Source organism: Pseudomonas sp. 3HC3, from assembly GCF_044904505.1.
In the GTDB taxonomy this organism is placed as follows: Bacteria; Pseudomonadota; Gammaproteobacteria; order Pseudomonadales; family Pseudomonadaceae; genus Aquipseudomonas; species Aquipseudomonas putida_Y.
This window is the reverse complement of record NZ_JADDRH010000002.1, coordinates 108,801-122,586: the sequence shown is the minus strand read 5'-3', so window position 1 is coordinate 122,586 and position 13,786 is coordinate 108,801. Positions and strand designations below refer to the sequence as shown.

The 13,786-nt window shown below is 59.1% G+C and carries 13 protein-coding genes; 7 read left to right on the top strand and 6 right to left on the bottom strand.

From position 1 onward, the window contains the following. Position 1: 1 nt before the first annotated feature. From yidD to rpmH, 3 genes are read right to left on the bottom strand one after another with little or no spacing between them, the layout of a single operon-like run. Positions 2-247 (bottom strand): membrane protein insertion efficiency factor YidD, encoded by a 246-nt coding sequence (gene yidD, locus INQ47_RS05210; RefSeq protein WP_003253169.1) that lies wholly within the window; start codon positions 245-247, stop codon positions 2-4. Beyond that, complete coding sequence (gene rnpA / locus INQ47_RS05205; protein ID WP_003253166.1) at positions 240-644, bottom strand: ribonuclease P protein component; 405 nt, start codon at positions 642-644, stop codon at positions 240-242. Before rnpA ends, yidD begins: the two co-directional genes overlap by 8 nt. 13 nt (positions 645-657) lie before the next feature. Continuing rightward, on the bottom strand, positions 658-792 hold the full coding sequence (gene rpmH / locus INQ47_RS05200; protein WP_003253163.1) for a 50S ribosomal protein L34: 135 nt from the start codon (positions 790-792) through the stop codon (positions 658-660). Positions 793-1,385: 593 nt separating this feature from the next. Here rpmH and dnaA point away from each other — a divergent pair. From dnaA to gyrB, 4 genes are read left to right on the top strand one after another with little or no spacing between them, the layout of a single operon-like run. Further along, positions 1,386-2,903, top strand: a complete 1,518-nt coding sequence (gene dnaA, locus INQ47_RS05195) for a chromosomal replication initiator protein DnaA (protein ID WP_252461719.1) — start codon at positions 1,386-1,388, stop codon at positions 2,901-2,903. A 40-nt stretch (positions 2,904-2,943) separates the two neighbouring features. Beyond that, on the top strand, positions 2,944-4,047 hold the full coding sequence (gene dnaN, locus INQ47_RS05190; RefSeq protein WP_021785316.1) for a DNA polymerase III subunit beta: 1,104 nt from the start codon (positions 2,944-2,946) through the stop codon (positions 4,045-4,047). A gap of 15 nt (positions 4,048-4,062) precedes the next feature. Next, a complete protein-coding gene (gene recF, locus INQ47_RS05185; RefSeq protein ID WP_011953076.1) occupies positions 4,063-5,166 on the top strand; it encodes a DNA replication/repair protein RecF in 1,104 nt (367 codons plus the stop codon). Positions 5,167-5,170: 4 nt separating this feature from the next. After that, positions 5,171-7,591, top strand: coding sequence for a DNA topoisomerase (ATP-hydrolyzing) subunit B (gene gyrB / locus INQ47_RS05180; protein ID WP_103469538.1), 2,421 nt, complete (start codon positions 5,171-5,173; stop codon positions 7,589-7,591). A gap of 64 nt (positions 7,592-7,655) precedes the next feature. Here the strand turns inward: gyrB and INQ47_RS05175 are convergent, their stop codons facing one another. Next, positions 7,656-8,063, bottom strand: a complete 408-nt coding sequence (locus INQ47_RS05175) for an RcnB family protein (protein WP_135192409.1) — start codon at positions 8,061-8,063, stop codon at positions 7,656-7,658. A 129-nt stretch (positions 8,064-8,192) separates the two neighbouring features. Then, positions 8,193-9,485 (bottom strand): sigma-54-dependent Fis family transcriptional regulator, encoded by a 1,293-nt coding sequence (locus INQ47_RS05170; protein WP_135192410.1) that lies wholly within the window; start codon positions 9,483-9,485, stop codon positions 8,193-8,195. 222 nt (positions 9,486-9,707) lie between these two features. On the opposite strand from INQ47_RS05170, the gene INQ47_RS05165 reads away from it, so the two are divergent. Genes INQ47_RS05165 through INQ47_RS05155 form a run of 3 tightly spaced genes read left to right on the top strand, consistent with a single transcriptional unit; the run spans position 9,708 to position 12,717 of the window. Beyond that, positions 9,708-10,592, top strand: a complete 885-nt coding sequence (locus INQ47_RS05165; RefSeq protein ID WP_010951461.1) for an MBL fold metallo-hydrolase — start codon at positions 9,708-9,710, stop codon at positions 10,590-10,592. Positions 10,593-10,633: 41 nt separating this feature from the next. Beyond that, positions 10,634-11,902 carry an FAD/NAD(P)-binding oxidoreductase gene (locus INQ47_RS05160; RefSeq protein WP_404701278.1) on the top strand — a complete coding sequence of 423 codons (1,269 nt, stop codon included), beginning with the start codon at positions 10,634-10,636 and terminating at the stop codon, positions 11,900-11,902. Continuing rightward, on the top strand, positions 11,899-12,717 hold the full coding sequence (locus INQ47_RS05155; RefSeq protein WP_135192412.1) for a sulfite exporter TauE/SafE family protein: 819 nt from the start codon (positions 11,899-11,901) through the stop codon (positions 12,715-12,717). Before INQ47_RS05160 ends, INQ47_RS05155 begins: the two co-directional genes overlap by 4 nt. Here the strand turns inward: INQ47_RS05155 and INQ47_RS05150 are convergent. Continuing rightward, positions 12,706-13,593, bottom strand: a complete 888-nt coding sequence (locus tag INQ47_RS05150) for a LysR family transcriptional regulator (protein WP_135192413.1) — start codon at positions 13,591-13,593, stop codon at positions 12,706-12,708. The two genes, INQ47_RS05155 and INQ47_RS05150, sit on opposite strands and share 12 nt — an antisense overlap. Positions 13,594-13,786: the final 193 nt, after the last annotated feature.

The following is a 13,786-nucleotide window of genomic DNA, read 5'->3' as shown; positions in this document are numbered from 1 at the left end:
ATTACTCGGCTATCGAAGAAGTTCGGGAGGAAGGAGCGGGTGGAACGGGGTCGAAACCGCCGTCATTCCACGGATGACAACGCCCCAGGCGACGAACGGCCAGCCACCCACCACGCCAGATGCCATGGTTTTCGATGGCTTCATACGCGTAACAGGAGCAACTGGGGAAAAACCGACAGTGATTGGCCATCAGAGGACTAATGGCGTAACGGTAAAACTGGATCGGAACGAGTGCCAGTTTACGCATCTTGGCTGTCTACCCCTGCGGAATTGGCGGTGACTGCTGGTGTCGGCCGGCTGCGCGCCAGGCGTTTCCAGAGCTTGCCAAAGTGTTGGTGCAATTCCGGGTTTTCTATCTCACCCAATCCCTTGCGCGCGACGATCACGATGTCCAGGCCGGCAAGCAATTGCTGGTTCAGACGAAAGGAATCGCGCATCAAGCGCTTGAGGCGGTTGCGTTGAACGGCGAGCTTGACACTCTTCTTGCCGATTACCAAGCCAAGGCGTGGGTGATCGAGGCCGTTCTCGCGAGCAAGGATCAGCAGGTTTTTCCCTGGAACCTTGCCGGTTGGGGAGTCGAAGACCGCTTTGAAGTGTCGGGGTGTAAGCAGTCGCTTTTCCCGACTGAAGTCCTGACTCACCACCTGTGCCGAAAAATCAAATGGCCAGACGCTTACGGCCTTTGGCACGACGACGCGACAGAACAGCACGGCCGTTCTTGGTAGCCATACGGGCACGGAAACCGTGGGTGCGGGCGCGCTTGATGGTGCTTGGTTGGAAAGTACGTTTCATGGCGTGTTACCTGGTTTGTCGACGACGGGCCGGGATGGCCCCCTTTTTAAGAGACCGGCGATTCTAGAGAAAGCAAGCCCATAGGTCAATTTCCAACCAGTCATTCCATATAGAGCTGTGATGGACGGTGCCTCCTGGTTCGTGCCAAAGGGTGCTTGATCGGACACACGAATCGGGGACAACATGAAAAAAAAGAAGAGACATATAAAAAGCTTTTCTGAAGAACTTATAAATCTTAGGTGGATAACCTTCTGTGGATAACCATCGCTAGGCCATGAATTACGTGCTGTACAGAGTTTTACAAGTTTGTTCTGAACCGGTGCTGCGGCTGTTCCCATCATGAGCGAAAGCTGTGGACGAAAATGCAGTTTATCCACAGCGTAGTTATCAACAGGCTGGTACCCAGGGTTGTGCATAGACCTCAAGGTCCGTTATCCACAGGTCTTATTCACAGAGCCAGAAAGCCGTTTTGGTCGATAAATGGCTGTTTTGTCATGGTTCCTAACGTGTCCACATGTGGATAACTGAACGCTCGACCGGTACAATGGCGGTTTGTTTTTGCCTCATCCGGCTTTCAAACTCAGGGGATATCCGTGTCAGTGGAACTTTGGCAGCAGTGCGTGGAGCTTCTGCGCGATGAACTGCCTGCCCAGCAATTCAACACCTGGATCCGTCCGCTACAGGTCGAAGCCGAAGGCGACGAGTTGCGCGTCTATGCGCCTAACCGTTTCGTTCTCGATTGGGTCAATGAAAAGTACCTGGGTCGCTTGCTCGAGCTGTTGGGTGAGAACGGTAGCGGCATTGCACCTGCCCTTTCCTTATTAATAGGTAGCCGCCGCAGCTCGGCCCCAAGGGCTGCGCCCAACGCGCCGGTCAGCGCTGCCGTTGCGGCTTCGCTGGCGCAGAGCCAGGCACACAAGGCGGCCCCGGTAGCAGCGGTTGAACCCGTTGCCGTGGCCGCGGCCGAGCCTGTACTGGTCGAGACGTCTTCGCGTGACAGCTTTGATGCCATGGCAGAGCCCGCTGCGCCGCCGCCCAGTGGTGGTCGGTCTGAACAGCGCACCGTGCAGGTTGAAGGTGCGCTCAAGCACACCAGTTACCTGAACCGGACCTTTACCTTTGACACTTTCGTCGAAGGCAAGTCGAACCAGCTCGCCCGCGCGGCTGCCTGGCAGGTTGCGGACAATCCCAAGCATGGCTACAACCCACTGTTTCTTTACGGCGGCGTGGGCTTGGGTAAAACCCACCTTATGCATGCTGTGGGTAACCATCTGCTGAAGAAGAATCCGAACGCCAAGGTGGTGTACCTGCATTCGGAGCGTTTCGTCGCGGACATGGTCAAAGCGTTGCAGCTCAATGCCATCAACGAATTCAAGCGCTTCTACCGCTCGGTGGACGCGTTGTTGATCGACGATATCCAGTTCTTCGCTCGCAAAGAGCGCTCGCAGGAAGAGTTTTTCCACACCTTCAACGCCTTGCTTGAGGGTGGCCAGCAGGTAATCCTTACCTCTGACCGCTATCCCAAGGAAATCGAAGGCCTGGAAGAGCGTCTGAAGTCGCGCTTTGGTTGGGGGCTGACGGTGGCTGTCGAGCCGCCAGAGCTGGAGACCCGCGTAGCAATCCTCATGAAAAAGGCCGACCAGGCCAAAGTCGAGCTCCCGCATGACGCAGCCTTTTTCATCGCTCAGCGCATCCGATCCAACGTCCGAGAGCTGGAAGGTGCACTGAAGCGGGTTATCGCTCACTCGCATTTCATGGGGCGTGACATCACCATCGAGCTGATTCGTGAATCGCTCAAGGACCTGTTGGCGCTGCAAGACAAGCTGGTCAGTGTGGATAACATTCAGCGTACTGTCGCTGAGTACTACAAGATCAAGATCTCCGATCTGTTGTCCAAGCGTCGTTCGCGTTCTGTCGCGCGCCCGCGTCAGGTAGCCATGGCCCTGTCCAAGGAGTTGACCAACCACAGTCTGCCGGAAATCGGCGACATGTTCGGTGGTCGCGACCATACGACCGTGCTGCACGCCTGCCGCAAAATCAATGAACTGAAGGAATCCGACGCGGACATCCGCGAGGACTACAAGAACCTGCTGCGGACGCTGACGACCTGATGGCCGTCTGCGCAGCTAATTGAAGGCAAGGGACTAGACCATGCATTTCACCATTCAACGCGAAGCCCTGTTGAAACCCCTGCAACTGGTCGCCGGTGTCGTCGAGCGCCGTCAGACCTTGCCGGTCCTGTCCAACGTATTGCTGGTCGTACAAGGCCAGCAACTGTCGTTGACCGGTACCGACCTGGAAGTCGAACTGGTAGGCCGCGTGCAACTGGATGAGCCGGCCGAGCCTGGCGAAATCACCGTTCCGGCGCGCAAGCTGATGGACATCTGCAAAAGCCTGCCTAACGACGCCCTGATCGATATCAAGGTCGATGAGCAGAAATTGTTGGTAAAGGCCGGCCGCAGCCGCTTCACCCTGTCGACCCTGCCTGCCAACGACTTCCCGACTGTGGAGGAAGGCCCGGGTTCGCTGACCTGCAACCTGGAGCAGAGCAAGCTGCGCCGCCTGATCGAGCGAACCAGCTTCGCCATGGCTCAGCAGGATGTGCGCTACTACCTTAACGGCATGCTGCTTGAGGTTTCCCGCAACACGTTGCGCGCCGTATCCACTGACGGTCACCGCTTGGCGCTTTGCTCGATGAGCGCGCCGATCGAGCAGGAGGATCGACACCAGGTCATCGTGCCGCGTAAAGGTATCCTGGAGTTGGCGCGCCTGCTGACCGATCCTGAAGGCATGGTCAGCATCGTGCTGGGTCAGCATCACATCCGCGCCACTACTGGCGAGTTCACCTTTACCTCCAAGCTGGTGGACGGCAAGTTCCCGGACTACGAGCGCGTACTGCCCAAAGGCGGTGACAAGCTGGTTGTCGGAGACCGCCAGGCGCTGCGTGAGGCCTTCAGCCGTACTGCGATTCTTTCCAACGAAAAGTACCGCGGTATTCGCCTGCAACTGGCAGCCGGCCAACTGAAGATCCAGGCTAACAACCCCGAGCAGGAAGAAGCTGAAGAAGAAATCAGTGTGGACTACGAAGGTAGCTCGCTGGAAATTGGTTTCAACGTCAGCTACTTGCTGGACGTGCTGGGCGTGATGACTACTGAGCAAGTTCGTCTGATCTTGTCTGACTCAAACAGCAGTGCGCTGCTGCAGGAAGCTGGCAATGACGATTCTTCCTACGTTGTCATGCCGATGCGCCTGTAACCTGTAGCAGGCGAAATGTCCCTTCGACGTATCATGGTCACCGCGGTGCGCAACTTGCACCCGGTGACACTCTTACCCTCCCCCCGCATCAATATCCTTTACGGCTCAAACGGTAGCGGCAAAACCAGCGTCCTTGAAGCCGTGCATTTGCTTGGGCTGGCCCGTTCATTTCGCAGCACCCGCCTGAATCCGGTTATTCAGTATGAACAGGCTGCCTGTACTGTGTTCGGCGAGGTGCAACTGACGGAGGGTGGTACGAGCAACCTGGGTGTGTCTCGTGAGCGACAAGGGGAGTTCACTATCCGCATCGATGGGCAGAATGCGCGCAGCGCCGCGCAATTGGCTGAGTTGTTGCCGCTGCAACTCATCAACCCAGACAGCTTCCGGCTGCTTGAAGGTGCCCCCAAAATACGCCGCCAGTTTCTGGATTGGGGGGTGTTCCACGTGGAACCTCGTTTTCTGCCAGCCTGGCAACGCCTTCAGAAGGCGCTGCGGCAGCGGAACTCATGGTTGCGTCATGGTACACTTGACCCAGCTTCGCAAGCCGCCTGGGACCGGGAATTGTGCCTGGCTAGCGCGGAAATAGATGAATACCGTCGCAACTACATCAAGGCCTTGAAGCCCGTCTTCGAGCGAACCCTGAGCGAACTGGTCGAGCTGGACGGGTTGACCCTGAGCTACTACCGAGGCTGGGACAAGGACCGCGAACTGCAAGAAGTACTCGCCTCCTCTCTCCTTCGCGATCAGCAGATGGGCCATACCCAAGCCGGTCCGCAGCGTGCTGATCTGCGTTTGCGGTTGGCTGGCAACAACGCAGCCGACATCCTGTCGCGTGGTCAGCAAAAGTTGGTGGTATGCGCATTGCGCATTGCCCAAGGCCACCTCGTTAGTCAGGCTCGCCGCGGTCACTGTATTTATCTCGTGGATGACTTGCCGTCCGAACTGGATGACCAGCATCGCCGCGCACTGTGCCGCTTGCTTGAAGAATTACGCTGCCAGGTGTTCATCACCTGTGTAGATCACGAATTACTGAGGGAAGGCTGGCAGACGGAAACGCCAGTTGCTTTGTTCCACGTGGAACAAGGCCGTATCACCCAGACCCACGACCATCGGGAGTGAAGGCATGAGCGAAAATCAAACGTACGACTCCTCCAGCATCAAGGTGCTGAAAGGTTTGGATGCCGTACGCAAGCGTCCCGGCATGTACATTGGCGACACCGATGATGGTAGTGGCCTGCACCACATGGTCTTCGAGGTGGTCGACAACTCGATCGACGAAGCCCTCGCCGGTCACTGCGATGACATCACTGTCATCATCCACCCGGACGAATCTATCAGTGTGCGCGACAACGGGCGCGGCATTCCGGTCGATGTGCATAAGGAAGAAGGCGTTTCCGCAGCCGAGGTCATCATGACTGTGCTGCACGCCGGCGGTAAGTTCGACGACAACTCCTACAAAGTATCCGGCGGTCTGCACGGTGTAGGTGTGTCGGTTGTGAACGCCCTGTCCGAAAAGCTGGTTCTGACCGTTCGCCGTAGCGGCAAGATCTGGGAACAGACTTACGTTCACGGTGTTCCACAAGCACCTATGGCGGTTGTTGGTGACAGTGAAACCACGGGTACCCACATCCACTTCAAGCCATCGGCTGAAACCTTCAAGAACATTCACTTCAGCTGGGACATCCTGGCCAAGCGCATCCGCGAGCTGTCGTTCCTCAACTCGGGCGTTGGCATTCTGCTGAAGGATGAGCGCAGCGGTAAGGAAGAGTTCTTCAAGTACGAAGGCGGTCTGCGTGCGTTCGTCGAGTACTTGAACACCAACAAGACGCCGGTCAACTCTCAGGTTTTCCACTTCAACGTTCAGCGTGACGATGGTGTGGGTGTTGAAGTCGCCCTGCAATGGAACGACAGCTTCAACGAAAACCTGCTGTGCTTTACCAACAACATTCCGCAACGTGATGGCGGTACCCACCTGGTGGGTTTCCGTTCCTCGCTGACCCGTAGCCTTAACAACTACATCGAGCAGGAAGGCCTGGCCAAGAAGAACAAGGTGGCAACCACTGGCGACGACGCCCGTGAAGGCCTGACCGCGATCATCTCGGTAAAGGTACCGGATCCGAAGTTCAGCTCGCAGACCAAAGACAAGCTGGTCTCCTCGGAGGTGAAAACTGCCGTGGAACAGGAGATGAACAAGTTCTTCGCCGATTTCCTGTTGGAAAACCCGAACGAGGCCAAGGCCGTCGTTGGCAAGATGATCGACGCTGCTCGCGCCCGTGAAGCCGCCCGTAAAGCCCGTGAGATGACCCGCCGTAAAGGTGCGCTGGATATCGCTGGCCTGCCGGGCAAACTGGCGGACTGCCAAGAGAAGGATCCTGCTCTCTCCGAACTGTACCTGGTGGAGGGTGACTCTGCGGGTGGCTCGGCCAAGCAAGGCCGCAACCGTCGTACCCAGGCGATCTTGCCGCTGAAGGGTAAAATCCTCAACGTCGAGAAAGCGCGCTTCGACAAGATGATTTCTTCCCAGGAAGTGGGCACGCTGATCACCGCGCTGGGCTGTGGTATCGGCCGCGAAGAGTACAACATCGATAAACTGCGTTATCACAACATCATCATCATGACCGATGCTGACGTTGACGGTTCGCACATCCGTACACTGCTGCTGACCTTCTTCTTCCGTCAGCTGCCGGAGCTGGTCGAGCGTGGTTACATCTATATTGCCCAGCCACCGCTGTACAAGGTGAAAAGAGGCAAGCAGGAGCAGTACATCAAGGACGATGAGGCCATGGAAGAGTACATGACCCAGTCGGCTCTGGAAGATGCCAGTCTGCACCTGGACGAATCGGCGCCAGCAGTTTCCGGTGTGCAGTTGGAAGCGCTGGTGAATGAGTTCCGTAGCGTCATGAAGACCCTCAAGCGCCTGTCGCGCTTGTACCCGGAAGAGCTGACTGAGCACTTCGTCTACCTGCCTGAGGTGACTCTGGAGCAGTTGGGTGACCACGCTGTGATGCAAGCCTGGCTGGCCCAGTTCCAGGCGCGTCTGAACTCCAATCAGAAGTCTGGCTTGGCTTACAACGCCAGCCTGCGTGAAGACAAAGAGCGCAACGTATGGCTGCCTGAAGTGGAAATCACCTCCCATGGCTTGGCCAGCTACATCACGTTCAACCGCGACTTCTTCGGCAGCAACGACTACCGTACCGTAGTCAACATTGGTGCCAAGCTGTCGAGCCTGTTGGGTGAAGGTGCGTACGTACAGCGCGGTGAACGGCGCAAGGCAATCGTCGAGTTCAAAGAGGGCCTGGATTGGCTGATGAACGAGACCACCAAGCGCCATACGATTCAGCGATACAAAGGGCTGGGTGAGATGAACCCGGACCAGCTGTGGGAAACCACCATGGACCCGACCGTTCGCCGCATGCTCAAGGTCACGATCGAAGATGCCATTGCTGCTGACCAGATCTTCAACACCCTGATGGGTGATGCGGTCGAGCCGCGTCGTGACTTCATCGAAAGTAACGCGCTGTCGGTCTCGAACCTGGACTTCTGATCAGGTGTAATTCGCCAGACACTAAGAAGCCCGCTGATGCGGGCTTTTTAGTGTCTGCAAAAAATCAGTAGCCGGTGAGAATGTTCACGATCACACCGCTGGCAATAGTCACCAGCACATAGTCGCCATTCACATACAGCCATCGATGATCACGAGGTGGCGCATACAGGTGGCGCGCTTTCCAGTCGGTTACCCAGTAACGGTCACCACGGTAATGTGGATCAACGGCATGACCACGGTGCCACTGCTTATGAGGTATCGGCATGCCGTGCTTCGGGCGGAAGTTTGGATCTCGGTAAGCAGGACCGCGGCCGTTGTCATGGCGGCCCTGCTGGTGCGGCTGAGCATGTGGCGGGTTGCCTTGGTGCGATCGGCTGCCATCATGTCGATCAGGTGGGCCAGGCTGCGCGAAGCTGGCCAGCGGTACGCTGAGTATGAGCGCGGCGCAGATCACGGCTAGGGTTTTCTTCATTTGATGCGGTCCTCTGCGTGTTATCGCCTGGCACGTATTGATTGCCAGGTTCGGTTAACTGATCAGACCACGATTTTTCCCTTGTAATGTCAGGATGCAGGTAAAGGTCTGGTAAAGTCTGCCGTTCTTTCAGTGCAGCCCGAGCGCTTTCAAGCGGCGATACAGCGTGCGTTCACTCATGCCTAGGTGGCTGGCCAGTTCGCTACGCGACCCCTTGAACTGCTCCAGCGCCTGCGCCAATTCACCCAGGTCATTGCGACGGCCGCTTCCTTTAGCTGCGCCAGCCAGTCCGGTGTCTTCCGGCAAATGCTCCGGTCTGATCACACCGTCATCGGCAAACAAACGCGCGCGTTCCAGAATGTTGCGCAGCTCGCGGATATTGCCCGGAAACGGATGCAACGCAAGTTGCTGCAAGGCGTCTTCACTCAGCCTGGGCGTCGGCTGGCCGGCCATGCGCTGCAGCAGGCTCTGGGCGAGTAGCGGTAGGTCTTCCACCCGTTCGCGTAACGCAGGCAGACGAATCGGGAAGCCGCTGATGCGGTAGTAAAGGTCTTCACGGAAAGAGCCATCCGCGACCATTTTCTTGAGCGGTTTGTGGGTGGCCGATATCAGGCGGAAATCCGAATGCACAGTGCGCAGGCTGCCCACGGGACGGAAACTGCCGGACTCGATCAGGCGCAGCAGCTTCACCTGCATCGCCAGCGGCACTTCACCGATTTCGTCGAGGAACAGGGTGCCGCCATGGGCTGCCTCGGCCAAGCCTATCTTGCGCTGATTCGCCCCGGTGAACGCGCCCTTCTCATAGCCGAACAGTTCACTCTCGAACAACGACTCGGTCAGGCCGGTGCAGTCGACCACCACCAGCGGGCCGTTGGCCCTGGGGCTGCCCATGTGCACTGCACGGGCGAACAGCTCCTTGCCGGTTCCCGACTCCCCCTGCAGCAACACCGGGATCTGCGCCGGTGCCGCACGCTGCAGGCTGGCCAGGGCGGCCTTGAACATTGGTGCGCGGCCGACCAAACCTTGCTCCTGTGGCTGCGCCGAGGCGAGGGTGATGGTGGTGAGGCGTTCGACAAAGGCCACTACGTTGCCCTGTTCATCCAGGATCGGCCGCAATTCGACATCCACATGCTCAGGGCCACGTGGTGTGTGATGAATGTGCAATACCCGCTCCGGTACCTTGCTGTTCCACGCCTTGCGCATCGGGCAATGTTCGCCAGCCTGGTCGCACGGCACAGCGTAGTGATGCGAAACCCTGTGACACTTCTCGCCCAGTGGGGCCTGATCATGCCGGCCAAACTGACGGCGATAGGCCGCATTGGCGGCGAGGATGTTGTAGTCAGTGTCCAACACGATGGTCGGGAGGGCATCGTGCTCAAGGTAGGAAACCAGAGCTAGGATGAGGGGATGGGCTTCAGGCATGACGGCACCGTATGGATGACCGATGCAGGGTAACAAGGACTGCCAAACACTGCCATTGGCTGTCAGTCGACTGCCACCTGGGCTGCCAGTTTTATCGGCAGCTGTCTGCAACTGGCCGGTTTTATTGGCCAGTGAGTGGCAAAAAGCCTGGCATGCATCTTGATAAAGCTCCTGTCACTGCCTACGCCTGTACAAGGCGGGGCGGATAAATTGGAGAACGTGATGATCATCGGCAACAACCTTCACGTGGACGCCTTTTACGACGAGGCGACCTCGACCATCAGCTACCTGGTCATGGACCGTGAAACCCGACAATGCGCATTGATCGACAGCGTGCTGGATTACGACCCCAAGTCCGGACGCACCTGCAGCGCTTCGGCTGATCGCCTGATCGAGCGTGTGAACGAGCTGAATGCCAGTGTGCGGTGGGTGCTGGAAACCCATGTACACGCCGACCATCTTTCAGCCGCTGCCTACCTGAAGGAAAAGCTGGGCGGTCATACCGCTATCGGCGCGCACATTACCCAGGTGCAGAAAGTGTTTGGCGCCTTGTTCAATGCAGAGCCCGGCTTCGCCCGTGATGGCAGCCAGTTCGATGTGCTGCTCGAAGACGAGGAAGGTTTCCGGATTGGCAACCTGCAGGCCCGGGCGCTGCACACACCTGGGCACACGCCCGCGTGCATGAGTTTCATGATCGAGGATGCCGGCGAGATTGCGGTATTCGTTGGAGACACCTTGTTCATGCCCGACTATGGCACCGCCCGCTGTGACTTCCCCGGGGCCGATGCCCGCACCTTGTACCGCTCAATCCGTCGCCTGCTGGCTTTCCCCGATCAGACGCGGTTGTTCATGTGCCACGACTACCTGCCAGGTGGCCGCGACATGCAGTACGTCACTACTGTCGCCGAGCAGCGCGCCCACAACATTCACATCCACCAGGGTATCGACGAGGACAGCTTCGTGGCCATGCGCGAAGCCCGCGACAAGACGCTCGAAATGCCGGTGCTGATATTGCCTTCAGTGCAGGTGAACATGCGCAGCGGCCAACTGCCCCCACCGGAGGCGAATGGTGTGAGCTATCTGAAGATCCCGCTGAACAAGCTGTAACCGCCCTGCCCTCCATAATCAGATTTCCAGGATTTACCGCCATGCCTGCCTCGTTGTCCCCTGCCAATACCGACCACCACAAGGTGGTCATCGTCGGTGCCGGTGCCGCCGGTACCGCCACTGCTTCCAGCCTGATCAGCCGCGACCCGTCGTTGGACGTCGCCTTGATCGACCCTGCCGAAGTGCACTATTACCAACCCGGCTGGACCATGGTCGGTGCAGGTGTGTTCAAGGCACCAAGCACGGCCCGCACCATGGCGTCGACCATTCCTCGTGGTGTGCGCTGGGTCAAGGCACGGGTAAAGGGATTCGACCCGTTGGGCCAGCTGGTCATCCTCGATGATGGTCGCACCATCAGCTATGAACAGCTGATCGTCTGCCCCGGCCTCAAGCTGGACTGGGCGGCCATCGATGGGCTCAGCGAGACCCTGGGCCGCAACGGTGTCACCTCCAACTATCGCTACGACCTGGCGCCCTATACCTGGGAACTGGTGCAAAAGCTCAAGCAAGGACGCGCGGTGTTCTGCCAGCCGCCCATGCCGATCAAGTGCGCCGGTGCACCCCAGAAGGCGCTGTATCTGTCTTGCGACCACTGGCTACGCCATGGCCATTTGGGGGCGGTGAAAGCCAGCTTCTACAATGCGGGTGCCGTGCTGTTCGGTGTCGCCGACTACGTGCCCGCGCTGATGAAATACATCGAGAAATACGCCGTCGATCTGAACTTCTCCCACAGGCTGGTTGCCGTAGACGGCCCGGGCAAGCGCGCTACATTCTTGCGTACCTTGCCCGATGGCAGCAGCGAAACGCGCATCGAGGCCTTCGACATGCTGCACGTGGTGCCACCACAGGTGGCGCCAGACTTCATTCGCGAAAGCCCCTTGGCCGATAGCTCCGGCTGGGTCGACGTCGATCCGCATACCCTGCGCCATCGCAAATACACCAATGTTCATGCCCTGGGTGACGTGGCTAACACCAGCAATGCCAAGACCGCCGCGGCGGCCCGCAAGCAGGCACCGGTGGTCGCCAACAATGTGCTGGTGGCATTGGGCAGGCTGGCAACCCTGGCCCAGTACGACGGCTATGGCTCGTGCCCGCTTACCGTCGAGCGCGGCAAGATCGTCCTGGCCGAGTTCACCTATGGTGGCAAGCTGGCACCGAGCTTCCCCAGCTGGTTGCTGGATGGCCGCAAGCCGACACGCTTGGCCTGGCTGCTCAAAGCACAGGCGCTACCACCGTTGTACTGGCAAGGCATGCTCAAGGGGCGCGAGTGGTTGGCACGTCCGCAACTGGTAGCCGAGGGTGGGCAGTGATCGAGCATCAACTGTTAGGGGCGGGCCTGGGCGCGATCATCGGCGCGGTGCTGGCACTGACCGGCGCAGGCGGTGGCATTCTCGCTGTACCCTTGCTGGTGTTCGGCCTGGGGTTATCGATAGTCGAGGCGGCCCCGGTCGGCCTGCTGGCTGTTGGTTTGGCTGCGGGGGTTGGCGCAGTGCTGGGCTTGCGCCAAGGGCTGGTGCGTTATCGGGCTGCGCTGTTCATTGCGTCGGTTGGTGTGGCAGCAGCGCCGTTCGGGCTGATGCTGGCGCACCGCCTGCCAAATACACCGTTGCAGCTGGTATTCGCCGGGGTGCTGGTTTATGCCTGCCTGCGTATCTGGCGCAAGGCGGCCAAAGAACTGCGTGGCGAAGCCAATGAAGCTCATCGCTTTATCGAGCCGTGTGTGCTGAACCCGCTGCAGGGTCGTTTGCGCTGGACCCTGCCCTGCGCGCGCGCATTGGCATTCACGGGTGTCTTGTCCGGGTTGTTGTCCGGCCTGCTCGGCGTGGGTGGGGGGTTCGTCATCATCCCGGCCCTGAACCGCTACACCAATCTGCGCATGGCCAGCATCGTCTCCACCTCGCTGGCGGTGATTGCCCTGGTCTCTACAGGCAGTGTGGTCAGCGCCAGCCTTGCGGGCGTCATGCACTGGCAGGTTGGCGCCCCGTTTGCCGTCGGCGCGGTGCTCGGCCTGTTGCTGTCGCGACCATTGGCAGCCAGGTTGGCCGGGCCGCGCCTGCAGCAGATGTTTGCCTTGGCAGGTTGGGCCGCTGCCTTGTTGTTGGCCGGCAAGGCGTTACTGGGCTAGCAACTCGCTCTGTTCGGCCGCGCACAACGCCAGCAGGTAGTCCCACACCACCCGCAGGCGCACAGACTTGTGCAGCTCGCGGCGGGTGCAGATCCAGTAGCTGCGCTGGATGGTCTCACCCGGCAGCACGCGCACCAGTGTCGGGTCGTGGCGGGCCATGTAATTGGGCAGCACGGCGATGCCCAGCCCCGCGCGGGCGGCGGCTTGCTGGGCGATCACGCTGGTGCTGCGAAACACCACGTTGGGTGCTCGGCAGAAACTGTTGAGAAACAGCAGTTCCTGGCTGAACAGCAAATCGTCGACGTAGCCAATCCAGCAGTGCCGAGCCAGGTCTTCGCGGTGGCGCAGTGGCGGCGCGCGGTCCAGGTAGTCCTGGCTGGCGTATAGCGCCAAGCGGTAGTCGGTGAGTTTGCGGGTGATCAGCAGGTCGGCGTTGGGTCGCTCCAGATGGATACTGATTTCCGCCTCGCGGTTGAGGATGCTGACGAAACGCGGCACCGCTACCAGCTCCACTTCCAGGCCGGGGTAGCGCTCGAACAACGCGTTCATGCGCGGGGTGAAGAACATGATGCCGATGCCTTCGGTTACCCCCAGGCGAATCTTGCCCAGCGGGGTGATGGCCTGGGTGATTTCTTCCTGCGCCAGCAGGGCGACATTCTCCATGGCTTCGGCATGCTTGAGCAGGGCTTGGCCCGATGGGGTCAGCTCGTACCCCTGGGCATGCTGCACGAACAGCGCGGTCCCCAGGCTCTGCTCGATGCTCTCGATGTGCCGGGCCACGGTGCTGTGGGTAGTGTTGAGGCGCTTGGCGGCGGTCAGCAGGCGGCCGCTGCGCTGCAACTCGAGGAAAAACCGCAGATCGTTCCAGTCGAACATGCTTGTCCTTTTTGGCAGTTCGTTCCGGCCTCTCCGCGGGCAGTCCAGGTGCGCTGAACATCCTGCAGGCAACGTGGTCCCGGTGGGAGCGGGCGAGCCCGCGAAGGGGTCGGTACAGGCTTGCCACTGTGCTAAAACGCACAGCGGCTGCGCGAAATCTCGTGTTTCATCCACGAAATTACTCACTAAGATG

Coding starts and splice junctions, on each gene's coding strand:
- rpmH (WP_003253163.1), bottom strand. CDS start 792: ATGAAACGTACTTTCCAACCAAGCACCATCAAGCGCGCCCGCACCCAC.
- INQ47_RS05150 (WP_135192413.1), bottom strand. CDS start 13,593: ATGTTCGACTGGAACGATCTGCGGTTTTTCCTCGAGTTGCAGCGCAGC.
- INQ47_RS05175 (WP_135192409.1), bottom strand. CDS start 8,063: ATGAAGAAAACCCTAGCCGTGATCTGCGCCGCGCTCATACTCAGCGTA.
- INQ47_RS05165 (WP_010951461.1), top strand. CDS start 9,708: ATGATCATCGGCAACAACCTTCACGTGGACGCCTTTTACGACGAGGCG.
- recF (WP_011953076.1), top strand. CDS start 4,063: ATGTCCCTTCGACGTATCATGGTCACCGCGGTGCGCAACTTGCACCCG.
- dnaN (WP_021785316.1), top strand. CDS start 2,944: ATGCATTTCACCATTCAACGCGAAGCCCTGTTGAAACCCCTGCAACTG.
- yidD (WP_003253169.1), bottom strand. CDS start 247: ATGCGTAAACTGGCACTCGTTCCGATCCAGTTTTACCGTTACGCCATT.
- INQ47_RS05170 (WP_135192410.1), bottom strand. CDS start 9,485: ATGCCTGAAGCCCATCCCCTCATCCTAGCTCTGGTTTCCTACCTTGAG.
- INQ47_RS05160 (WP_404701278.1), top strand. CDS start 10,634: ATGCCTGCCTCGTTGTCCCCTGCCAATACCGACCACCACAAGGTGGTC.
- gyrB (WP_103469538.1), top strand. CDS start 5,171: ATGAGCGAAAATCAAACGTACGACTCCTCCAGCATCAAGGTGCTGAAA.